The organism is Kitasatospora herbaricolor, assembly GCF_030813695.1.
Taxonomy (GTDB): Bacteria; Actinomycetota; Actinomycetes; order Streptomycetales; family Streptomycetaceae; genus Kitasatospora; species Kitasatospora herbaricolor.
Window position 1 is genome coordinate 1,767,505 of the sequence record NZ_JAUSVA010000002.1, and the last position, 19,832, is coordinate 1,787,336.

Here is a 19,832-nt window from a genome sequence, read left to right on the forward strand (position 1 = left end):
GCCGGGCCGGGCCGGGCCGGATGATCTTCGCTGCTAGATTGGCGGATCGTCGACCGACGAACCGGGGGATCTCCATGCTTCGCAGTGCCCGCAGACACCTGCTCCTGGCGGTCGCCGCCGCACTGACCCTCTCCGCCTGCGCCGGCAGCACGGTGTCCGGAACCCCCTCGGCGGCCCCGCCGCCCGCCACCCCGCAGGGCCCGGCGATCGCCGGGAAGGACCGGGTGGTCGTCGCCTGGTGCGAGCGGTTCGGCGCGCCCTCCCCGGTGTCGGCCGACGGCAAGGTGCACGTGATCACCGTCGAGGCGCTGTCCATGCCGGACGGGGCCCGGATCGCCCGGCAGATGGTCACCCTGCCGGAGCGCGGCTCGGTCGACACCCTGTGCGGACAGCCGCGCAGCACCACGGCGGCCGCCGACCGGGCCCTGTTCAACGCGGACTTCACCCTGATCGCCGGCACCGCTCCCCGCCCCGGCGGCGACGGCCTCGGAGCGACGGCCTTCACCGTGCCCGGCGGCACCCCGGTGGACGGCCCGAAGCCGGCTGCCGCCGGTAACGACAGCGCGCCGGCGTTCCAGCCCGGCACCTCGGTCCTCTGGTACGCCACCGGCGACCGGCAGGTGACCAGCCGTGACCTGGGCACGCCGGGAGCGGCCCCGACCCCGCACGGAGCGGCACCGGGGGTCGACTTCGTCCTGGCCGGCGACCGGCCCTGGCTGCGGCGGCCGTTGGAGAGCAAGACCGACCAGGTCGCGGTGTCCCCCGACGGGGCGGTTGCGGTCGGCACGGGCCCTTCGCTCTGGCACCGGACCGACCCGGCCTCCTCGTACGCGGCCGAGTACGTCGAGCCGGTGCTGATCGGCCGCGCCGCCAACGGCCGCGCGGCCCTGCCGGGTTCGGAGCATGCCCCGTACTGCAGCCCGATCGGGTGGACCAGTGACGTCACCCTGTTCTGCGGCGACGACCTCTACCTGCTCACCTTCAGCGCCGACCGCGGGAGGCTCGAAGCCGCGACGGCGCTCCTGCCGCCCGCACACTTCCACCGGGTCGACAGCGCCGCACTCGCCCCCGACGGCCGTTCGCTGGCCTACCTCGCCAGCGAGGACGAGCACACCGTCCTCTACCGGCTCGACCTCGCCCCGGGCGCCGTGCCGAGCGTGGTGGGGTCGATCGGCATGCCCCCCGAGGGAGTGGTGAACCCCCTCACCCCGCGCCTGATCGCCTGGCTGTGACCGCCGCTCACGGCGGCGACCGTCCGGCGGCGGGCGGCGCCGGTCCGCCGTCCCGCTGGGCCGACCACTTCCACGAGGTCCACGCCCGGCCGTTGCCCGTGAAGTGGGGCGTGGAGTACCTGGCGGGCGGGGCCTGCGCCGGGCGCTGCCCCCGCTGGAGCGGGGCGAGGACGTCCTGATGAACGTCGTCGCCTGCTGGCGGGACGCGACGCCCGGGGACGAGCAGGACGCCAGCACCTGGTTCGGCGCCATGGCGGGCCCCGACCGCGTCCTCGAGCACGTGGCGGCCGCCGCCCGGGGGTGACCGCCCCGGGCCCCCACGACCGCCGGTGTCAGTGGCAGGCCGTACGCTCACCGACCGTGACCACTTCCACCCCGCCACCGCCCGCCCCCGGCTGGACGGCCACCGGCCTGCGCTGGCAGGACGGCCGCCCGGTGCTCACCGCCCGGAGCGGCGGCCGGGAGCACGCCCGGGCCGTCGCGAGCGGCACACGCGTGGGCTGGCTGATGGGCGGCCCGCGCCGCTGCACCGGGGTCCGGACCTCGAGCGGGCACCATCCGTGCCCGTTCACGGCCGTCGTCGAGGCCGCCGGCAAGGCCGTCCAGTGCCAGTCCTGCCAGGACGCCGACCCCGGGCTCGCCCTCGCCAGGGACCAGATCCTGGACAACGGGCGTACCTACCGGCTCTACCTCGCCTGGTTCGGGCCTGGGGTGGTGAAGGTCGGCATCACCGCCGAACAGCGCGGCACCACCCGGCTCCTGGAGCAGGCCGCCCTCGGCTGGACCTTCGTCGGACGCGGCCCGCTGCCCGGCGTCCGACGGGCCGAACTCACCGTCGCCCAGGCCGGGCTCGCCCGCGAGCGGCTCACCACCCGCACCAAGTCGGCCTGCTGGTGGGAGGTGCCGGACGCCGCGACGCGCCGCCGCGAACTCGCCGAGCTGCGGACGTCGGTGCTGCGCCTGCTGGCGGGCCACGCGATCGAACTGCTGACGGACGAGCCGCTCGCCGACCATGTGGAGCTGTTCGGGCTGGCCGCCGGCGCACCGCCGCTCTACCTCGAGGTCACCGCACTCGACCACGGCGCCACCCTGACCGGGACGCTCCGCCCGCCGATCGGCCGGCACCTCTTCCTCGACACCGGGCCGCAGGATCCGCCGTTGCTGCTGGACACCCGCCTGCTCACCGGCTGGACGCTCGCCCCCGCCGGCCCCACCTCGTGCACGGGGCTGGCGACGGGCGTGCGGCGTCGTCCGGAGGACAAGGGCGCGCAGGAGTCGCTGTTCTGACCCGCCTCCCGAGACGGCCGGCGGGCGCGGGCGGGCTCCCCGCGGGGCGCGTCATCCCCCCGCGGCGTCCTCGGCCTCCCAGCGCAGCAGGTCGCCGGGCTGGCACTTGAGCACCTCGCAGAGCGCGGCCAGCGTCGCGAAGCGCACCGCCTTGGCCCGGCCGTTCTTGAGTACCGCCAGGTTGGCGGGAGTGATCCCCACCCGCTCGGCGAGCTCACCGACGGACATCTTGCGCCGGGCCAGCATCACGTCGATGTCGACGGTGATCGGCATCAGATCACCTCGTCCAACTCGGCCTGCATCCGGGCCGCTTCGACGTCCAGCGCGACGGCCTGGGTGAGCAGCATCCGCAGCACGAGCACCACGAGGGCGACCCCGAGGATGGCCACGCCGATCCCGGCCATGATCACGGTGACGCCCGGGTCCTCCCGCTGGCCGGGCGCGTTGACGGCGGTGACCGTGAACCACACGAGGGCGGCCGCCACGATCGAGCCGATCACACCGTCCACGTAGCGGAAGGCGGCGTGCGAGAACACCGTCCCGCGTCGCACCATCGCCACCAGTTTCCAGACGCAGACCACGGCGACCTGGACCGACACCAGCCCCAGGATCGTGATCAGGCGCAGCGCGGTGAGCGGGAGCGTGCCGTCCTCGGGGTCGGTGGCCAACGCCCAACCCAGCCCCACCTGAACGAGCACGGTGCCGACGAGCACCAGCATGAGAATGGCGCGCAGCGCGCGCACCGTCAGCTTTCCCATGAACCATCCCTCCATCGAGTTGCGATGGGAATCTATCGATTTTCGATAGGTGGCGCAAGCGTTGAATCAGCGTGGAACAGGGGGGTGGGCTGGGGCTTCGCACTGCGGAGGGAGCAGCCGAGCGAACGCCCCGATCACGCCGACGCCGGCACTGCTCCAGCACGCACGCCGGAGGTCCCCCGCTGCCGCGCAGCGGGGGACCTCCGGCCGGGCCCGCCCTAGCGCTGCGCGGCGGGCCCGGTGCTGCGGCGGAGCACCATCTCCGGGGAGACCAGGGCATGGCTCGGGCTCGCGCCACCGGCGCCGCCCAGTTCGGCGACCAGCAGCTCCAGGGCGCGCCGGCCCAGTTCGCCGAAGCCCTGGCGGACGGTGGTGAGCGGCGGGGTGAAGTAGGCGGCCTCGGGGATGTCGTCGAACCCGACCACGCTGACGTCCTCGGGGATGGCCCGGCCGGACTCGTGCAGGGCGCGCAGCAGGCCGAGGGCCATGTGGTCGTTGGCGCAGAACACCGCGCTGACCTGCGGGTCCTCCGCGATCCGGAGGCCGGCCTCGTAGCCGGAGCGGGAGCTCCAGTCGCCGGTCAGCACGGCCGGCACCCGGGCACCCGCCGCCTCCAGCGCCTTGCGCCAGCCGTCCTGCCGGGTGGTGGTCTCCAGCCAGCCCGCCGGGCCGGCGATGTGGTGCACGGTGGCGTGCCCGAGGTCGAGCAGGTGGCGGGTGGCGGCGAGCGCGCCCGCCTCGTTGTCCACCGCGACCATCGGCACCCGGGAGCGGCTGCCCGAACCGATCGCGACCACCGGCACCGTGGTGGTCAGCTTGGCGACCGCGCTGACCGCCGAGATCTGCGGGGCGAGGACGACGACCCCCTCGACGCCCTGGTCGCGCAGCCGGTCCACCGCCTCCTGCACGGAGCGGCTGTCGAGCGAGCGGAGGCTGGCGACGCTCACGAAGTAGCCGGCGCTGCGGGCGGCCTGCTCGATGCTGTCGAGCATCGAGGCGGGCCCGTACAGGGCGCTGCCGAAGCTGACCACACCGAGGGTCTGCGAACGCCGGGTGACCAGCGCCCGGGCCGCCGAGTTGGGGCGGTAGTCGAGTTCGCGGATCGCGGCCAGCACCCGGTCCCGGGTGTCGGGCCGGACGTGCGGCGCACCGTTCAGGACCCGGGAGACCGTCTGGTGGGACACTCCCGCGACCCGGGCCACGTCCGCCATCACGGGCTGGCGCGGCTCGGGCTCGGTGCTTCCTGCTGCCACTCGTGGCCCCCTCGTCGGTTCGGCACCACGACTCTCTCATGAGTGCGAACGGGAGTGTATTGGTTCACGCTCACAACGGCCGGCCCCGGTGCCGGGCGGCCACCGGGCGGTGCGCGCAGGTGCCGGCGGCTCGGGTGCCGGTGCCGGCGGCTCGGGTGCCGGGCACCCGCCCGCTCAGCCGGCGGGACGTCGTTCGTCCGCGGGCCCGGTCAGCCCCAGCAGGCGGTGCATCCGGGCGTACTTGGCGGTGAGCCGCTCCTCGGTGGCCCGGTCCAGGGTGGCCAGCCGTACCGGGTCGGAGTTGTGGGCGAGGTCGGCCTGCTTGACGAGCAGGGCGCCCGGGGTGGCCAGGATCCGCGCCGCGTACTCCTCGGGGGCCTCGCCGGGCCGCTTGCCGAGGGCGGCCACGATCGCCTTGACCGCCGGCGGGAGCGGCGCCGCGTCGAGCCACTCCTGGGTCAGCGCGTCGTCCTCGACCGCGTCGTGCAGCCAGGCCGCGGCGATCTGTTCCGCGCTGCCGCCGCGCTCACGCACCCCGCCCGCGACGGCGGCCAGGTGCTCGGCGTACGGCCGACCCGCCTTGTCCACCTGCCCGTCGTGGGCCCGGCGTGCGATCGTCTCCACCTCGGCCAGGCTCAGGAAGTCCATCCCGACATGCTAGGACCCGGACCGAGGGGGCCGTCGGCGGGCCCGCTCATCGGCCGTCCGAGCTGTCCAGGTCGCTGCCGAGCAGGCCCGCGAGTTCGTCGAGCGCGGCCTGGGCGTGGGCGTGGTCGCTGTCGGTGGCGAGCTCCAGGGTGTCGCCGTGGCAGGCCGCGAGGGTCAGGACGGCGAGCAGGCTGCGGGCGTCCACCGGGTTCCGGCCGGGCCTGCGGACGGTCACCCGGACGGGCTGGCGGGCGGCGGCCCGGACGAAGAGCGCGGCCGGGCGGGCGTGCAGCCCGGTGGGCGAACCGATGGAGACGAGGAGTCGGGGCACAGGAGCCTCCTGGGCTGGTGGCGACGGGCGGGGCGGCGACAGGTCGGGCGGCGGCACAGGCCGGGGGCCTCGGGGGCAAGCGGCCGGTGCTACGGGGCGCGGCTTCCCGAGCGCCGGAGGCGGGACGCGGGACGTGGCTCCGGTGCGTGGTGACGACCGGGCCTGCCCCTGGGGGGCACAGCACGGACCCGGGTCCGGATGTGGTTTCACGTCCGTGATAAGGGCGTTTCGATTGGTTCTACGCCCGATTTCATGATCGTGTCAACAGATTCGGGCATTCTGAGACGGCCCGATTTCCTTTGTCTTTCCGCCGACCGCGCGTATCGTCTGGGTTTATCAGGCGCAACCGGACACGAAACGGACTCAAAACCACATGTATGCAGCGGAGCGGCAGCAACAGATCCTGCTGCTGGCCCAACAGCGCGGCAGGGTCGACGTACCCTCGCTCGCCGAGGAGTTCGGCGTCACCCAGGAGACCGTCCGGCGCGACCTCAGCGCACTGGACCGGGCCGGGCTGCTGCGCCGGGTGCACGGCGGCGCGCTGCCCGCCGGCAGCCTCCACCTGGAGCCCGGGCTGGCCGAGCGCGACAGCACGGCGGCCGGCGAGAAGGAGCGGATCGCCCGGGCCGCCCTCGCCCTGCTGCCCGCCGAGGGCAGCGTGCTGCTCGACGCCGGCACCACCGTCTCCCGGCTCGCCGCCCTGCTTCCGTCGGACAGCACCCTGAACGTGGTGACCAACGCCCTGCCGGTGGCCGCCCGGCTCGCCGACCACCCCGGCCTCACCCTCCACCTGATCGGCGGACGGCTGCGGCACCGCACCCAGGCCGCCGTCGACGCCTGGGCCCTGCGCGACCTCGCCGACATCCACGCCGACCTGGCGGTGATCGCCACCAACGGCTTCGACGCCGAGGGCGGGCTCAGCACCCCCGACCTCGCGGAGGCCGCGGTCAAGCGCGCCATGGTCGCAGCCGCCAGGCGGGTGGTGCTGGTCGCCGACTCCGCCAAGTACGGCGCCCGGCACTTCGCCCGCTTCGCCTCGCTCGGCCAGATCGACGTGCTGGTCACCGACACCGGGCTGACCGACGAGCAGGCCGCCGAGATCGAGGGCCTGGGACCGGAGGTGATCCGCGCATGATCGTCACCATGACGCCGAACCCGAGCCTGGACCGGACCTACGAGCTGGAGCGGCTGCACCGGGGCGAGGTCAACCGGGCCGCGTCCGAGCGGGTGGACCCCGGCGGCAAGGGCGTCAACGTGGCCCGCGCGCTGACCGCCGCCGGCCACCGGACCACGGCCGTGCTGCCGCTCGGCGGCTTCTCCGGGCTGCTGCTCTCCGACCTCCTGCTCCGCCAGGGGATCGACGTGACGACCGTGCCGGTCCGGGGCGAGACCCGGACCAACGTCACCGTGGTCGAGGGCGACCGCACCCTCACCAAGATCAACTCGTCGGGGCCGGAGCTGACCGCGCAGGAGTCGGCCGCCCTGCTGGCCGCCGTCCACGAGGACTTCGCCGGCACCCCGGTGGACTGGCTGGCCTGCTGCGGCAGCCTGCCGCGCGGCCTGGCCCCCGGGTGGTACGCCGAACTGGTCGTCCGGGTGCACGCCCGCGGCGCCCGGACGGCGGTCGACACCTCCGGCCCCGCCCTGCTCGCCGTCCTCGGCGCCCGGCCCGACGTGGTGAAGCCCAACCGGGAGGAGCTGGCCGAGGCGGCCGGCCGGGAGGTGGCCAGCGTCGGCGACGCCTTCGAGGCGGCCCGCCACCTGATCAAGCAGGGCGCCCAGCAGGTGCTGGCCAGCCTCGGCCCGGACGGCATGCTGCTGGTCTCGGAGGAGGGCAGCTGGTTCGGCACCGCGCCGGTCGCCGCCGTCCGCAGCGACGTGGGCGCGGGCGACGCCTCCCTCGCCGGGTTCCTCGGTGCCGGCGGCTCGGGGCCCGGGGCGCTGGCCGCGGCGCTGGCGCACGGCGCAGCCGCCGTCCGACTGCCGGGCAGCGCGATGCCGACCCCGGCCGACCTCGATCCGGACGCGGTCTCGGTCACCGCCGACCTGCCGCTGGAGCGGCCGCTGGCCGGCTGACCGCGCGCCCGAGGCGCGACCCGCAGACACCGGCCGTGTGCGGACCACGGCCGGGACGGACCAGGGGGCAACGGGAACCACCAGGCACCGACCGCTGAAGGACCACCACCATGCACGACTCCGGCAGACTGATCACTCCCCCGCTCGTCGACCTCTACCTCGCCCCCGAGGAGAAGACCGAAGCCCTGCGCTCGCTCGCCCAGCGGCTGCTCGCCGAGGGCCGGATCACCGACCTCGACGGCTTCCTCGCCGACGTCGCCGCCCGCGAGGCCCAGGCGCCGACCGGCATGGGCGAGGGCATCGGCATCCCGCACTGCCGGTCGGCGCACGTCACCCGGCCCAGCCTGGCCTTCGGGCGCAGCGCGCGGGGCCTGGACTTCGACGCCCCCGACGGCCGCCCGGCCGACCTGGTCTTCATGATCGCGGCACCGGACGGCGCGGACGACGACCACCTGCGGATCCTGGCCGCGCTGGCCCGCCGACTGACGGACCCGGAGTTCACCGGCGCCCTGCGGGCCGCCACCGACCCGACCGCCGTCGCCGCCCTGGTGAACGGCGAGGACACCCCGACGGCCCCCGCCCCCGCCCCCGATGCCGCGCCGGCCGCGGGCGCCGCACCCGGCACCGCCACCGCCACGACCGGGGCCGGGCCACGGCCCCGCCTGGTCGCCGTGACCTCCTGCCCGACCGGCATCGCCCACACGTACATGGCCGCCCAGGCCCTGGAACAGGCCGCCGCCCGGGCCGGCGCCGAGATCCAGGTGGAGACCCAGGGCTCGGCCGGCTCCACCCCGCTCGCCCCCGAGGTGATCGCGGCGGCGGACGCGGTGATCCTCGCGCACGACGTGGAGGTCAGGGACCGCGGCCGGTTCGCCGGCAAGCCCACCGTGGACGTGGGCGTGAAGGCGGGCGTCAACCGGGCCGACGAGCTGGTCGCCCGGGCGCTCGGGGCCGCCCGGGCCGGCGCGCCGGGCGGCCCCGCGCCGGGCGGCGCGAAGGCCCACGCGGGCGCCGGCGGCGGACCGGCCGCGGCCCGGCGGGAGGACCACTGGGGCAGCCGGCTCCGGCAGTACCTGATGACCGGCGTCAGCTACATGATCCCGTTCGTGGCGGCGGGCGGACTGCTGATCGCGCTCGGCTTCGCGATCGGCGGGTACGAGATCTCGTCCGCGCCCTCCGTGGTCGGCCACTTCGACTGGACCTCCCAGCAGAGCTGGGCCGCGATGCTCTTCCAGGCCGGCTCGGCCGCCTTCGGCTTCCTGGTGCCGATCCTCTCCGGCTACATCGCGTACGCCGTCGCCGACCGGCCGGCCCTGACGCCGGGCATCGTCGGCGGCGCGATCTCGGTGACGGTCGGCGCGGGCTTCCTCGGCGGTCTGGTGTCCGGACTGGCCTCCGGCTTCCTGGTGCTCTGGATGGGGCGCTGGCGGGTGCCGAAGGCGATCCGGGGGATCATGCCGGTGGTGGTGATCCCGCTGGTGTCGGTCGCGGCGATCGGCTTCCTGATGTTCGTGGTGGTGGGCTCGCCGATCGCCTCGGTGATGAGCGGGCTGACGGACTGGCTGAACGGCCTCTCCGGCACCAACGCGATCCTGCTGGGCATCCTGCTGGGCGCGATGATGGCCTTCGACCTGGGCGGCCCGCTCAACAAGGTGGCCTACACCTTCGCCGCGGGCGCGCTCACCACGGCCGGCTCCACCCCGGACGCCGGCAGCCTCAAGGTGATGGCCGCGGTGATGGCGGCCGGCATGACCCCGCCGCTGGGGATGGCGCTCGCCACCACGCTGCGGGCCCGGCTCTTCACCCGGGAGGAGCGGGAGAACGGCAAGGCGGCCTGGGTCCTCGGGGCCTCCTTCATCACCGAGGGCGCGATCCCCTTCGCCGCCGCCGACCCGCTCCGGGTGATCCCCGCCGCGATCGCCGGCAGCATGACCGCCGGCGGCCTGGTGATGGCCTTCGGGTCCACCCTGCGGGCCCCGCACGGTGGCATCTGGGTGCTGCCGCTGATCGGCGACCCCGTCCTGTACGTGCTGGCGATCGCGGCCGGCACCCTGGTCACGGCGGTGCTGGTGCTGGTGCTGAAGGGCATCCGCGGCAAGGCCCCGGCGGGTGTCCCGGAGCGGGGGAGCGTCCCGGCGGGCGTCTGACCCGCCGGCCGTCCGGGGCCCGGTGCGGTTCCGGTCGGGGGCCTGATCGGGTGCGGTTCCGGCCGGGGCGGGCCTGACCGGGGGCGTGGCCGCCGGGCCGCGCCCCCGCGCTCCTCCGGTCGGGTCGGCGGATCCGTCAGTAGATCAGGTAGGCGGGCCGGTGCCCCTCGTCGTCGATCTCGCCGACGACCTGGCTGCGCAGCTTGCGGGAGAGTTCCTCCAGCGCTCGGGCGGCCGCCATCTCCTCGCCGATCCGGGCCAGCGGCCGGTCGTCGGCGCTGCGGACGGACTCACCGTGGGCGTTCAGACCCGGCGCCCGCGCGCCGACCAGTCTGGCCTCGCACTCGGTGTGCACCCCGTCCTCCTCGAAACTCAGCTCCACATCCCACTGGTTGTGCATGCCGCACCTCCTGGCGCAGACCCCCCTCGTCGCACCCGCTCCCACCAGCGTGCGCCCGCGCGGGGCCCGGCTGCAAGCCTGGCGGGAGGGCGCGACGCGCGACGCGCGCGCCGTCGGTGGACCGGCCCCGGCCAGGCCCCCGGCGGTAGGCTGGCGGCAGCGCGCCGTGGCACCGGACCGGCCGGACCGGCTCGGATGCGGCGCAGCCACCAGACCTTTGGGTGGTCCTCCGTGGTGGTCTTCCTCCTGGCTGTCGGCGCGGCCTGCTGCCTGGGTCTCGGGTTCGTCCTCCAGCAACAGGCGGCCCAGCGCGCACCGCGCTCCGACCTGCTGCACTGGCGGCTGCTGCTGGACCTGATGCGGATGCCGCAGTGGCTGCTGGGCACCGCTTTCATGGTCAGCGGGCTGGCCCTGAGCGCGCTCGCGCTGGACAAGGGCGAGGTCTCGCTGGTCGAACCGCTGCTGGCCACCAACCTGCTCTTCGCGATGGCACTGGCCCGGGTCCTGACCCGCCAGTCGCTCGGCCGCTCCGGCTGGTGCGGGGTGCTGCTGCTGGCCGCCGGCGTGACGATGTTCATCGTGGCCGGCAAACCGCAGGGCGGCGGGACGGAGGCGGGCGCGCTGCGGCACTGGCTGACGGTGGGCATCGTGGTCGGGCTGACCCTGCTGCTGGTGTCGACCGCCCGCCGGATGCCGCTGCTGGAGGAGGCCACCCTGCTCGCGCTGGCCGCGGGCCTGCTGTACGGCCTGCAGGACGCCTTGACCCGGACGGTCGCGCAGCGGCTGGACCATCACGGGCTCGGCGAGGTGCTGCGCACCTGGGAGCCGTACGCGGTGCTGGCCGCCGGTGTGGTGGGGCTGCTGCTGGTGCAGAGCGCCTTCGAGGCCGCGCCGCTGCGGATGTCCCTGCCCGCGCTGACGGCGGCCCAGCCGCTCACCGGGATCGCCTGCGCGGTGGCCTTCCTCGGTGACCGGTTACGGGTCACGCCCGCGGCGCTGGCCTGGGAGGCCGCCGGGCTGGTCTGCATCGTGGTCGGGGTGGTGGTGATCGGCCGTCACCCGGCCATGCCCGGCTCCGGCCATCGCCACGGCCCACTGCACCGCCACGGTGCCGATCCCGGGGCCGGGGCCGGTCCCGGTGCCGATTCCGGGCCCGGGCCCGGCTCCGGCCCGGGGGCGGGCGGCGGCAACGGCTCCGGCCCGGGCACCGGCCCCGGCAGCTGACCGCCCGGCCGGCCCCGTCACCACGGCGAGCATCACCACGGCGAGCATCACCGCAGCGACCGTCACCACAGCGAGCATCACCGCAGCGAAAGTCACCACCACCATGGAGGCCCCCGATGTGCTGGAGCGCCGAGGCCGACCTGGTGGCGGGCGTCGTCGTCAGCGGCTTCGGCCTGGCCTGCCTGACGCAGGTCCGGCGGGCCGGACAGCTGCCGCTGGCCGCCCTCCCGCTGCTGCTGGGGGTGCACCAGCTGATCGAGTCGGCGGTCTGGCTCGGCGTCGACGGCCGGATCGGGCCCGGGCCCGCGCAGTGGGCCCGCACCGCCTGGGCGGTGATCGCCCTGCCGCTGCTGCCCGCCCTGGTACCGGTCGGCGTCCTGCGCGCCGTCCCCGGCGCACCCGGGCGCGGGCGGCGCACGGCCCTCGCCGTCCTCGGGGTCATGGTCGCGGCGGCGCTGGCGGTGGCCGTCGCGACGCACCCCGTCACCGCCGAGGCCGACGGGCACGCGCTGTCGTACGCGGTCGGCGTCCCCTACGCGCCGGTGCTGATCGCCGGGTACCTGCTCGCCACGGTGGGCTCGCTGCTGCTGAGCGGCGACCGGGTGCTGCGGCTGCTCGGCGTGCTGACCGGCGCCGGCGCGCTGGCGGGCGTACTGCTCTGGCGGCTGGCCTTCGCCTCCGCCTGGTGCGCGCTGGCCGCGCTGGTCAGCGTGGTGCTGCTGTGGTGGGTGCGACAGGACGGCCGGCCCGGGGCGGCCCTGCTCAGCTCCCGGCGCGTGCCAGGCCGCGCAGGGCGGAGCGGGCCGCGTTGAACCCGCACATCCCGTGCACCCCGCCGCCGGGCGGCGTCGCGGCCGAGCACAGGTAGACCCCCGGGACCCCGGTGCGGTAGGGGTCGAGCGCGGCCCGCGGCCGCAGCAGGGTCTGCCGCAGCGTGTTGGCGCCGGTGCCGATGTCACCCCCGACGTAGTTGGCGTTGTGCCGCTCCATCCCGGCCGGCGAACGGCCGGCCAGGCCGACGATCCGCTCCCGGAGGCCGGGCGCGAAGCGCTCCATCTGGTCCAGCACGGCCCCGGTGGCGTCGCCCTGGTAGCCGTGCGGCACGTGCGCGTACACCCAGACCGGGTGCACGTCGCCGGCCGAGCGGCCGGGGTCGGCGAGGTACTGCTGCGAGACCAGGACGAACGGGCGCTCGGGCATCCGGCCGCGGTGCACCTCCCGCTCGGCGAAGGCGATCTCCTCCAGGGTGCCGCCCAGGTGCACGGTGCCGGCCCGGCGGCAGGCCTCGTCGCTCCACGGCACGCCGCCCTCGACGGCGAGGTCCAGCTTGAAGGCGCCGGGCCCGTGCTGCCAGCGCCGGTAGGCGCGCCGGATCCGGGCGGGCATCAGCTCCCCGCAGATGTCCGCGGCCGCGCCGGGCGCCACGTCGAGCAGCACGGTGGCGACCGGCGGGAGCTCGTCGAGCGAGCGGACCCGCACACCCGTCTCGATCCTGCCGCCGAACTCCCGGAGCGCGGCCGCCAAGGCGTCCGTGACGGTCCGGGAGCCGCCCCGGGCCACCGGCCAGCCGAACCGGTGCCCGGCGGTGAGCAGCATCAGGGCGAAGGCCGAGGTCATCGGGCGGTTCAGCGGCCGCATGGCGTGCGCGGCGGCACCGGCGAACAGCGCCCGGGCCTGGTCGGTACGGAAGCGCCGGGCCGTCAGGTCGGCGGGCGGGAGCGCGCGCAGTCCGAAGCCCGCAGTCCGCGACGGGTGCCGGGGCAACCGGAGGGCGGGCCGCAGGACGTCCTCGGCCAGCTCGTCGAACCCGGCGGTCAGTGGCCCGAACAGCCGCTGCCAGGCCGGGCCGTCCGCCCCGAGCCCCGCCGCCGTCCGGTCGACCGGGCGGACCACCACGCCGGCCGGGGCCCCGTCCAGCGGGTGGGCCAGGTCGATCTCGGCCCGGCACCACTCGACGCCGTACTTCTCCAGGCCGGCCGAGCGAAGGAACGGCGAGCCGGCGCCCAGCGGGTGCACCGCCGAGCAGTGGTCGTGCAGGACGCCGGGTACGGTCAGCTCGCCCGACCGGGTGCCGCCGCCGATCTCGTCCTCGGCCTCCAGCACGGTGACGGCGATCCCCGCCCGGGCCAGCACCAACGCCGCCGCCAGCCCGTTGGGGCCGGAGCCCACCACGATCGCCTCACCCGTACGAGCTGCGTCCATGCTCCGCATCGTCGCAGACCCCCGGCCGGCCTTCCCGGCGGGGCCGCCACGAGGTGGTCAGCCGGGCAGGGACCAGACCGTCAGCCTGCCGACGATCTCGTAGAACTCGTCGGTCGGGTTGAGCGCGGTGATCTCCAGCATGGCGAGGTCGCCCTTGGTGGTGACGGTGCACAGCAGGGAGCCGACGGGCATCACGGTGGGCAGCTGCTTCATCGTGACGGGGCTGCGCAGCGGGGCGCCGTCGGCGGCCTCCCGGCACTGCTCGGGGGTGCGGCCGGCGCTCTTGCCGGTGCCCTCCTCGAAGACCAGCTCGCTCTTGTCGGCGGCCTGGAAGTACTCCCACTCCTCCTCGTACACGTCCTGGCCGCTCCTCACCTTGGGCGCGTCGAAGTCGACCGTGGTGTAGAGCGAGTGGCCGGAGCCGTTGACGGTCAGCGGCTTGTCCTGGAACTTGAGCGTGTAGGTGACGGGCTTCGCCGCGTCCCCGCCGGGCTTGCCGTCCCCGCCGGGCGATGGCTGGCCGCCGGTGCCGGCGGTGCTCGCGCCCGCCGCGGGGGCCTTGGTCTCCCGGGCGGACGGGTCGCCGCCCTTGTCCCCCTGGCTCACGATCCAGCCCACGGCCGAGATCGCGACCACCGCCGCCACCACGGCGGCCGTCGCCAGCCGGACCTTCCGCTTCCCCCCGGGGGCCGGCGACACCCCGGCCGGCCCGGCGACCGGCGGGACGGGACCGCCGGGGTACGGAGGCGGGTACGGCCCGGGCTGCTGCTGGTAGGCGGGCGCCGGGGCCTGGTACGGCGGTACCTGGTGCTGCGGGGCCTCGTACTGCGGCGCCGGCTGTCGCGGCGGCGCAGCGGGACGGTCCGGCGTCTGCCGCTGCGGCGGGTGGGCGGGCGGCCCGGGCTGCGGCGGGTGGGCCGGCGGCGGGACCGTCGCGTGCGGGCCGGTCCGCGGTGAGCCCGTCGAGGGCGCGCTCCCGGACGGCCCGGGCTGCGCCGGGGCGCTCGGCGAAGCGACCGACGGGACGCTCGCAGGGGGGAGCGTGACCGGTGCGTCCGCGGGCGTGTCCAGCGGGACGCCCCCGGGGGTGTCCGCCCGGACGGCCGCGGCCTGGGCCTCCCGTGCGGTTCCGGCCCGGCGGGCGATCTCGGCCAGCACCGGCTCGGGGAGCCAGCCGGCGAAGTCGTGCGGCACCTGGCCGACCGCCTCCGCGCAGAGCGCGGCCAGCTCGCCCGCGGTCGGCCGGTCCGCCGGGTCGGCGGCCAGGCAGCGCTCCAGGATGCCCCGCAGCGGCTCCGGGTACCCGCCGAGCTCCGGCGGCCGGAAGGCGGTGTTGACGATCTTCGCCACCAGCGTGATGGTGCCGCCGCTGCCGTACGGGTGCCGGCCGGTGGCGGCCACCGCCGCGACCAGGGCGAGCGAGAAGATGTCGCTCGCCGGCGTCAGCGGCTCCCCGCCGGCGTGCTCCGGCGACATGAACTCCGGGGTGCCGATCAGCCCGCCGCTGCGGGTGAGTTTGGTCGCGTCGGCGGCCCGGGCGATGCCGAAGTCGATCACCCAGGGCCCGTCGGCGCCGAGCAGGATGTTGCTCGGCTTGAGGTCACGGTGGATCACCCCGGCCGCGTGGATGGCCCGCAGCGCCTCCGCCACCGCGCCGACCAGCTGCAGGGTGGTGGCCACCGGCAGCGGGCCGCCCTCGTCGAGGGCCTCGTCCAGGGCCAGGCCGGCCACGAAGGAGGAGGCCAGCCAGGGCCGTTCACCCGTGGTGTCGTGATCCACCACCGGCACGATGTGGTAGCCCGACACCTGACGGGCGGCCCGCACCTCGTGCTGGAAGCGCCGGCGGAACTCCTCGTCCAGGGTGTACTCGTTGCGGATCACCTTGAGCGCGACGGGCTGGCGGCCACGGGTGTAGGAGAGGTACACCACCCCCATCCCGCCCGCCCCCAGCCGGGCCAGCAGGGGATAACCCGCCAGCTCCTGCGGGTCGTCGGGCCCCAGCGGTTTCAAGTACCTTGCGTCGCCCATGCCGTTGATGTGATCGCCCTCCCCGGTCTGATCGCAGAGTGATGCTACTGGGCCGCACCGACGGCGGCAGCGGATTCCCGGACCCGGTGGCCGGCCGGTCCGGCCGGAGGACGCCCCGGCCGCGGACCGGGCGGCGTACAGTGCGCTGTGACCGGCGGTCCGCCGTCCGGGCCCGGCATGACGCATCGTCGGCGAACGGTTGGAGACGCGGTGGAGAAGCACCTGACAGCCTCGGCGGACCGGGCCGACTACCTGGTGGACCTCTCCAACATCGTCCGGGACACCGCGCTCGGCGGGACGGCCGCCCGCTCCCTGCACCGGCTGGAGCTGGTCGTCAAGGCGCTGGTCACGCTCACCGGGGACCCCGGGGTGACGCTCTACCTGGTGGCCGACCGCAGCCTGCTCGCCGGGGCACGGGAGTTCGGCGATCCCGAGGACGTCCGGCTGCTGCGGCACTGGGTCGCGGAGGGCCTGGTGGAGGAGGTCGGCGACGCCGACGAACGGGTGCTGGAGATCGCCGGGATGACCGGCACCCGGGTGGTCACCGGCGACCACTACGCCTCCTACCGGGACGAACACCCCTGGCTCCAGGGCAACACCTGGCAGTTCCTCAAGCCCGAGCGGCGGCACGGCCGGCTGCCCGGGCCCGGCGTGGTGGTGCTCGTCCCGCTGGACATGGGCCACCGCAGCGCGGTGGAGATCTCCCGCCGGCTGGAGCTCGACGCCCTGAAGAAGCAGGGCCTGCTGGACGCCCGCCGGACCCCGCTGGCCGAGGTGGTCCGGCGCTCCTGGAGCTGCCCCGAGCGGCGCTGCTCGCTCTACGACACCCGCAGCGGCGGGCGGATCCTGCTGCCGCGGATGCGGCGCGGGGTGCCCACCTGCGAACTGCACGGCACGGCGCTGCTGGAGGCCGGCCCCCGCACCGGGGCGGCTCAGCTCAAGGCGGTGCTCGACGGCGTCTGCGTGGCCCGCTACACGCTGGACGAGGGCTCCCTGACCGTGGTCGGGCGCAGCCCGGGCGCCGACGGCATCGCGCTGCACGCCCTGCTCCCGGCCGAGCGCGCGGCCCGGGTCAGCCGCCGGCACCTCGGCGTCTCGGTGCGGCAGGGCACCGTCCGGGTCGAGGACGTCAGCACCTACGGCACCCGGATCCGGCGGGCCGACCGGCGCGGGCGGCTCGGGCTCTGGCAGCCGCTGCCCCCGCGGACCGAGCAGGGGTTCCGGCCCGGGGACGAACTGGAGCTCGCGCCCGGGGTGGTCCTGGTGCGCAGCGGCCGGCTCTTCCCCGCCGAGCTGTCCGACGTCTGGCGCGCCGCGGCCGGCCGGACCCCGCCGCCGACGTACGCCTCCGGCCCCACCCGGGTGCCGGGCCGGCCGCTGCCCTGACCGGCCCCGCCGCGCGGCCGGCGGGGCCGGTGCGGACAGCGGCCGGGCGGCGGCCCGCACGCGGGACCCGGGCCCTGTCGGGGCCCTTGCGGCGGGCGGCGCGGGCTGTGGGGTGTCTCACCTGTGCCGGAGGTCACATCGGCCCGCACGACACTACCGGCACCCGCTCCGACCAGGCACTTTGTCGGCGAACGAGCCGCCCGACGGGCGGCATATGCCAATTTCGACGGTTGCGCCGGACCGGCTGCTTACCGCAGGCTCCACCTTCATCGGGCTCTCATCCGCTCCTGCCGCGGGTGGGGCCTGCCACGTTGAGGGGGGGTAGGAAAGGTTCCCCCACCGCATGCTCAATCACGCGAAACACCGCCGCAGCAAGCCGGCCGCCTGGAAGCGCGCGGCCGCCGCCGGGCTCGCCACCGCGACCGTGGCCACCGGTGCCGCCGTCTGGGCGGTCCAGTCCCAGGCCGCCACGCTCCCCGTGGTCGTCGACTCCCTGACACTCTCCACGGACACGCCGTCGGCCACCGCCCCGGTGACCGCGACCGCCAAGGTCCACGCCGGCAAGCGGATCAGCCTGCAGAGCCTGACCGTCGCCGTACGGGCGGCCAACGGCGCCAACTACGACTTCCCCGGGGCGATCCAGACCACCCTGGGCACCTCGCAGACGACGTTCAAGCCCGACAGCCGGACCTTCCCGGCCGGCAAGTACACGTACTTCGTGGCCTACAAGGCCGGCGGCGTCTGGAAGAACCTGACCCCGGTCGGCACCTTCACCTCGGGCGCCGTCGCGCCCGCCCCGACGCCGACCAGCACGCCGACACCGACGGCCACGCCGAAGCCCACGCCCAGCGCGACGGCGACGCCCAGCCCGACCGCCACGGCGACCCCGAAGCCGAGCCCCTCGCCGACCCTCACCCCGTCGCCGACGGCGCAGCCGACCCCCACGGCGACGCCCACCCCGACCCCCACCCTGACCCCGACGCCGACCCCGAGCGCCACCTCCTCGCCCGCCGGCGGCGGCCCGCTCGGCATCGCCGGCAGCTGGCGCCCGGTCTTCGCGGACGAGTTCAACAGCAGCAGCCTGGACAGCTCCAAGTGGACCCCCAACTGGCTCGGCTGCCCGACCTGCACCACGCCCCCGGTCACCGGCTCGGAGACGGCGGCCTACGCCCCGTCCCAGGTGAGCGTCGGCGGCGGCTCGCTGCACCTGACCACCGCCAAGCAGGACACGGTCGCGAACGGCAAGACCTACCCGTACCGCTCCGGCATGGTGCAGTCCAACGGCAAGGCCCAGTTCACCTACGGCGCCTTCGAGGCCCGGATCTACCTGCCGGCCGCCGGCAGCACGATCGCCAACTGGCCGGCCTTCTGGACCGACGGCCAGAACTGGCCCACCGACGGTGAGATGGACATCATGGAGGGCCTGGGCGGCGACGCCTGTTACCACTACCACTCGCCCTCCGGCGGCCCTGGCGGCTGCACCCCGGGCAACTACTCCGGCTGGCACACCTACGGCGCGGAGTGGAAGCCGGGCTCGGTCACGTACTTCTACGACGGCAAGCAGGTCGGCCAGATCACGTCCGGCATCAGCTCCTCGCCGCAGTACCTGATCCTCAACAACGCGGTCAGCCCGGAAGGCGGCCAGATCGTGGCCCCCGCCGACATGCAGGTCGACTACGTCCGGGTCTGGCAGCACTGACCGACCCGGCCCCGGCGGCCCGTCCGCCGGCCACCCGTCCCGCCGTACCCGCTCGTCCACGTGACGGGCCGGGTCCGGCGGGACGGCCGTGTCCGGGCCCGTACGGCGGGCCGGCCCCGCCGGTCGCCGGGCACCGGAAGCGGACTGCGTGTCACATCGGGTGCAGGTCAGGCCGGTTGCCGTGACCAAGGGGCGGGACCGGCCGTCGCGCGCCGGGCCCGGCACCCCTATCCTGATCCCGACCGGGAGTGATCAAGGAGCGCGGAGGCAGCCATGGCCGAGAACACCTCATGGATGGACGGAACGGCGGAGGACTTCCGCCCGCCCAGCGATCTGCGGCCCGACATCCCGCACCCGGCCCGGATATACAACTACTTCCTCGGCGGCAAGGACCACTTCCCCGCCGACCGGGCCGCCGCCGAGCAGGTGCTGGCCTTCGCCCCGGCGACCCCCTCGGCCGCCCGCGCCAACCGGGCCTTCCTGCAGCGCGCCGTGCGGTACGTGGCGGGTGAGGGGATCACCCAGTTCCTGGACATCGGCACCGGCATCCCGACGGCGGGAAACACCCACGAGATCGCCCAGCAGGTCGATCCCGCCGTGAAGGTCGTCTACATCGACAACGACCCGATCGTGCTGGCCCACGCCCGCGCGCTGATGGCGGGCCCGGGCCACGGCGCCACCACCGTGCTGCAGGCCGACCTGCGCGACCCGAAGTCGATCCTCACCGACCCGCGGGTCCGCGAGGCGATCGACCTCGACCAGCCGGTCGCGCTGATGCTGGTCGCCGTCCTGCACTTCGTCGACGACGAGCAGGACCCGCACGGCATCGTCCGCACCCTGCTGGACGCGCTCGCCCCCGGCAGCTTCCTGATCCTCTCGCACGCCACCGGCGACTTCGACCCGCCGGAGCACTCGGTCGCCGGCAAGGCCGCCTACCAGAAGGCCGCCGCCCAGGTCAGCCCGCGTCCGTACGCCGAGGTGCTGCGGTTCTTCGAAGGCGTCGAGCTGGTCGAACCGGGCCTGGTCGCTCCGCCGAAGTGGCGCCCGGAGAACCCGGAGGCCGCCGAGGCGTGGACCCCGGGCTACGGGGCCGTCGCCCGCAAGTCCTGACCGACCGGGGCCCGGCGGTGGGCCGCCCGGGTGGGCGCGGGGGCGGACGAT

At 75.5% G+C, this 19,832-nt stretch carries 20 protein-coding genes; 12 read left to right on the plus strand and 8 right to left on the minus strand.

Annotation, left to right across the window (positions count from 1 at the left end; translation table 11 throughout):
- Window positions 1-74 precede the first annotated feature (74 nt).
- Genes J2S46_RS08070 through J2S46_RS08085 form a run of 4 tightly spaced genes read left to right on the plus strand, consistent with a single transcriptional unit; the run spans window position 75 to window position 2,519 of the window.
- Window positions 75-1,232: a hypothetical protein gene (locus tag J2S46_RS08070; protein ID WP_191292037.1), complete on the plus strand. Its 1,158-nt coding sequence runs from the start codon at window positions 75-77 to the stop codon at window positions 1,230-1,232.
- The gene (locus J2S46_RS08075; RefSeq protein ID WP_191292038.1) at window positions 1,229-1,411 is read left to right on the plus strand and encodes a hypothetical protein; all 183 of its coding nucleotides are present in this window, start codon (window positions 1,229-1,231) and stop codon (window positions 1,409-1,411) included. Before J2S46_RS08070 ends, J2S46_RS08075 begins: the two co-directional genes overlap by 4 nt.
- Entirely contained in the window at window positions 1,411-1,536 is a 126-nt protein-coding gene (locus J2S46_RS08080) for a hypothetical protein (RefSeq protein ID WP_268255716.1), read from the plus strand. The genes J2S46_RS08075 and J2S46_RS08080 overlap by 1 nt, the downstream gene beginning before the upstream one ends.
- Before the next feature lie 56 nt (window positions 1,537-1,592).
- Window positions 1,593-2,519, plus strand: a complete 927-nt coding sequence (locus J2S46_RS08085; RefSeq protein WP_191292039.1) for a DUF2797 domain-containing protein — start codon at window positions 1,593-1,595, stop codon at window positions 2,517-2,519.
- Window positions 2,520-2,570: 51 nt separating this feature from the next.
- On the opposite strand, the gene J2S46_RS08090 is transcribed toward J2S46_RS08085, so the two are convergent.
- The 5 genes from J2S46_RS08090 to J2S46_RS08110 all read right to left on the minus strand — a co-directional run bounded on the left by J2S46_RS08090 (window position 2,571) and on the right by J2S46_RS08110 (window position 5,509).
- Window positions 2,571-2,792 carry a helix-turn-helix domain-containing protein gene (locus J2S46_RS08090; protein ID WP_190212959.1) on the minus strand — a complete coding sequence of 74 codons (222 nt, stop codon included), beginning with the start codon at window positions 2,790-2,792 and terminating at the stop codon, window positions 2,571-2,573.
- Window positions 2,792-3,277, minus strand: a complete 486-nt coding sequence (locus J2S46_RS08095; protein ID WP_191292040.1) for a DUF2975 domain-containing protein — start codon at window positions 3,275-3,277, stop codon at window positions 2,792-2,794. The genes J2S46_RS08090 and J2S46_RS08095 overlap by 1 nt, the downstream gene beginning before the upstream one ends.
- Before the next feature lie 218 nt (window positions 3,278-3,495).
- Entirely contained in the window at window positions 3,496-4,488 is a 993-nt protein-coding gene (locus tag J2S46_RS08100) for a LacI family DNA-binding transcriptional regulator (RefSeq protein ID WP_191292105.1), read from the minus strand.
- Between the two features lie 216 nt (window positions 4,489-4,704).
- Window positions 4,705-5,178, minus strand: a complete 474-nt coding sequence (locus tag J2S46_RS08105; RefSeq protein ID WP_191292041.1) for an HD domain-containing protein — start codon at window positions 5,176-5,178, stop codon at window positions 4,705-4,707.
- 46 nt (window positions 5,179-5,224) lie between these two features.
- Window positions 5,225-5,509, minus strand: a complete 285-nt coding sequence (locus tag J2S46_RS08110; protein ID WP_191292042.1) for an HPr family phosphocarrier protein — start codon at window positions 5,507-5,509, stop codon at window positions 5,225-5,227.
- Between the two features lie 373 nt (window positions 5,510-5,882).
- Between J2S46_RS08110 and J2S46_RS08115 the strand changes: the two genes are divergently transcribed.
- From J2S46_RS08115 to J2S46_RS08125, 3 genes are all read left to right on the plus strand, one after another.
- Window positions 5,883-6,644, plus strand: a complete 762-nt coding sequence (locus tag J2S46_RS08115) for a DeoR/GlpR family DNA-binding transcription regulator (RefSeq protein WP_191292043.1) — start codon at window positions 5,883-5,885, stop codon at window positions 6,642-6,644.
- On the plus strand, window positions 6,641-7,585 hold the full coding sequence (pfkB, locus tag J2S46_RS08120) for a 1-phosphofructokinase (protein ID WP_191292044.1): 945 nt from the start codon (window positions 6,641-6,643) through the stop codon (window positions 7,583-7,585). Before J2S46_RS08115 ends, pfkB begins: the two co-directional genes overlap by 4 nt.
- A 110-nt stretch (window positions 7,586-7,695) precedes the next feature.
- Entirely contained in the window at window positions 7,696-9,732 is a 2,037-nt protein-coding gene (locus J2S46_RS08125; RefSeq protein ID WP_191292045.1) for a PTS fructose transporter subunit IIABC, read from the plus strand.
- 136 nt (window positions 9,733-9,868) lie between these two features.
- Here J2S46_RS08125 and J2S46_RS08130 read toward each other — a convergent pair whose 3' ends face one another.
- The gene (locus J2S46_RS08130; protein WP_073927261.1) at window positions 9,869-10,132 is read right to left on the minus strand and encodes a dsRBD fold-containing protein; all 264 of its coding nucleotides are present in this window, start codon (window positions 10,130-10,132) and stop codon (window positions 9,869-9,871) included.
- Between the two features lie 231 nt (window positions 10,133-10,363).
- Here J2S46_RS08130 and J2S46_RS08135 point away from each other — a divergent pair, with 231 nt between their 5' ends.
- Window positions 10,364-11,356, plus strand: a complete 993-nt coding sequence (locus J2S46_RS08135; protein WP_229913024.1) for a DMT family transporter — start codon at window positions 10,364-10,366, stop codon at window positions 11,354-11,356.
- 116 nt (window positions 11,357-11,472) lie between these two features.
- Window positions 11,473-12,168: a DUF6629 family protein gene (locus J2S46_RS08140; RefSeq protein ID WP_191292047.1), complete on the plus strand. Its 696-nt coding sequence runs from the start codon at window positions 11,473-11,475 to the stop codon at window positions 12,166-12,168.
- On the opposite strand, the gene J2S46_RS08145 is transcribed toward J2S46_RS08140, so the two are convergent.
- A complete protein-coding gene (locus tag J2S46_RS08145) occupies window positions 12,119-13,558 on the minus strand; it encodes a phytoene desaturase family protein (RefSeq protein WP_191292048.1) in 1,440 nt (479 codons plus the stop codon). The two genes, J2S46_RS08140 and J2S46_RS08145, sit on opposite strands and share 50 nt — an antisense overlap.
- 57 nt (window positions 13,559-13,615) lie before the next feature.
- Entirely contained in the window at window positions 13,616-15,586 is a 1,971-nt protein-coding gene (locus J2S46_RS08150) for a serine/threonine-protein kinase (RefSeq protein ID WP_191292049.1), read from the minus strand.
- Window positions 15,587-15,796: 210 nt separating this feature from the next.
- On the opposite strand from J2S46_RS08150, the gene J2S46_RS08155 reads away from it, so the two are divergent.
- From J2S46_RS08155 to J2S46_RS08165, 3 genes are all read left to right on the plus strand, one after another.
- On the plus strand, window positions 15,797-16,972 hold the full coding sequence (locus J2S46_RS08155; protein WP_229913025.1) for an FHA domain-containing protein: 1,176 nt from the start codon (window positions 15,797-15,799) through the stop codon (window positions 16,970-16,972).
- 343 nt (window positions 16,973-17,315) lie between these two features.
- Entirely contained in the window at window positions 17,316-18,671 is a 1,356-nt protein-coding gene (locus J2S46_RS08160; protein ID WP_191292051.1) for a glycoside hydrolase family 16 protein, read from the plus strand.
- Window positions 18,672-18,944: 273 nt separating this feature from the next.
- On the plus strand, window positions 18,945-19,781 hold the full coding sequence (locus J2S46_RS08165; protein ID WP_191292052.1) for an SAM-dependent methyltransferase: 837 nt from the start codon (window positions 18,945-18,947) through the stop codon (window positions 19,779-19,781).
- The last annotated feature ends 51 nt before the right edge of the window (window positions 19,782-19,832 follow it).

Excerpts from the sequence above, each read along its gene's own strand:
- J2S46_RS08070 (WP_191292037.1), top strand. The coding sequence starts at position 75 with ATGCTTCGCAGTGCCCGCAGACACCTGCTCCTGGCGGTCGCCGCCGCA.
- J2S46_RS08080 (WP_268255716.1), top strand. The coding sequence starts at position 1,411 with ATGAACGTCGTCGCCTGCTGGCGGGACGCGACGCCCGGGGACGAGCAG.
- J2S46_RS08090 (WP_190212959.1), bottom strand. The coding sequence starts at position 2,792 with ATGCCGATCACCGTCGACATCGACGTGATGCTGGCCCGGCGCAAGATG.
- J2S46_RS08095 (WP_191292040.1), bottom strand. The coding sequence starts at position 3,277 with ATGGGAAAGCTGACGGTGCGCGCGCTGCGCGCCATTCTCATGCTGGTG.
- J2S46_RS08100 (WP_191292105.1), bottom strand. The coding sequence starts at position 4,488 with ATGGCGGACGTGGCCCGGGTCGCGGGAGTGTCCCACCAGACGGTCTCC.
- J2S46_RS08105 (WP_191292041.1), bottom strand. The coding sequence starts at position 5,178 with ATGGACTTCCTGAGCCTGGCCGAGGTGGAGACGATCGCACGCCGGGCC.
- J2S46_RS08115 (WP_191292043.1), top strand. The coding sequence starts at position 5,883 with ATGTATGCAGCGGAGCGGCAGCAACAGATCCTGCTGCTGGCCCAACAG.
- pfkB (WP_191292044.1), top strand. The coding sequence starts at position 6,641 with ATGATCGTCACCATGACGCCGAACCCGAGCCTGGACCGGACCTACGAG.
- J2S46_RS08125 (WP_191292045.1), top strand. The coding sequence starts at position 7,696 with ATGCACGACTCCGGCAGACTGATCACTCCCCCGCTCGTCGACCTCTAC.
- J2S46_RS08130 (WP_073927261.1), bottom strand. The coding sequence starts at position 10,132 with ATGCACAACCAGTGGGATGTGGAGCTGAGTTTCGAGGAGGACGGGGTG.
- J2S46_RS08140 (WP_191292047.1), top strand. The coding sequence starts at position 11,473 with ATGTGCTGGAGCGCCGAGGCCGACCTGGTGGCGGGCGTCGTCGTCAGC.
- J2S46_RS08145 (WP_191292048.1), bottom strand. The coding sequence starts at position 13,558 with ATGGACGCAGCTCGTACGGGTGAGGCGATCGTGGTGGGCTCCGGCCCC.
- J2S46_RS08150 (WP_191292049.1), bottom strand. The coding sequence starts at position 15,586 with ATGGGCGACGCAAGGTACTTGAAACCGCTGGGGCCCGACGACCCGCAG.
- J2S46_RS08160 (WP_191292051.1), top strand. The coding sequence starts at position 17,316 with ATGCTCAATCACGCGAAACACCGCCGCAGCAAGCCGGCCGCCTGGAAG.
- J2S46_RS08165 (WP_191292052.1), top strand. The coding sequence starts at position 18,945 with ATGGCCGAGAACACCTCATGGATGGACGGAACGGCGGAGGACTTCCGC.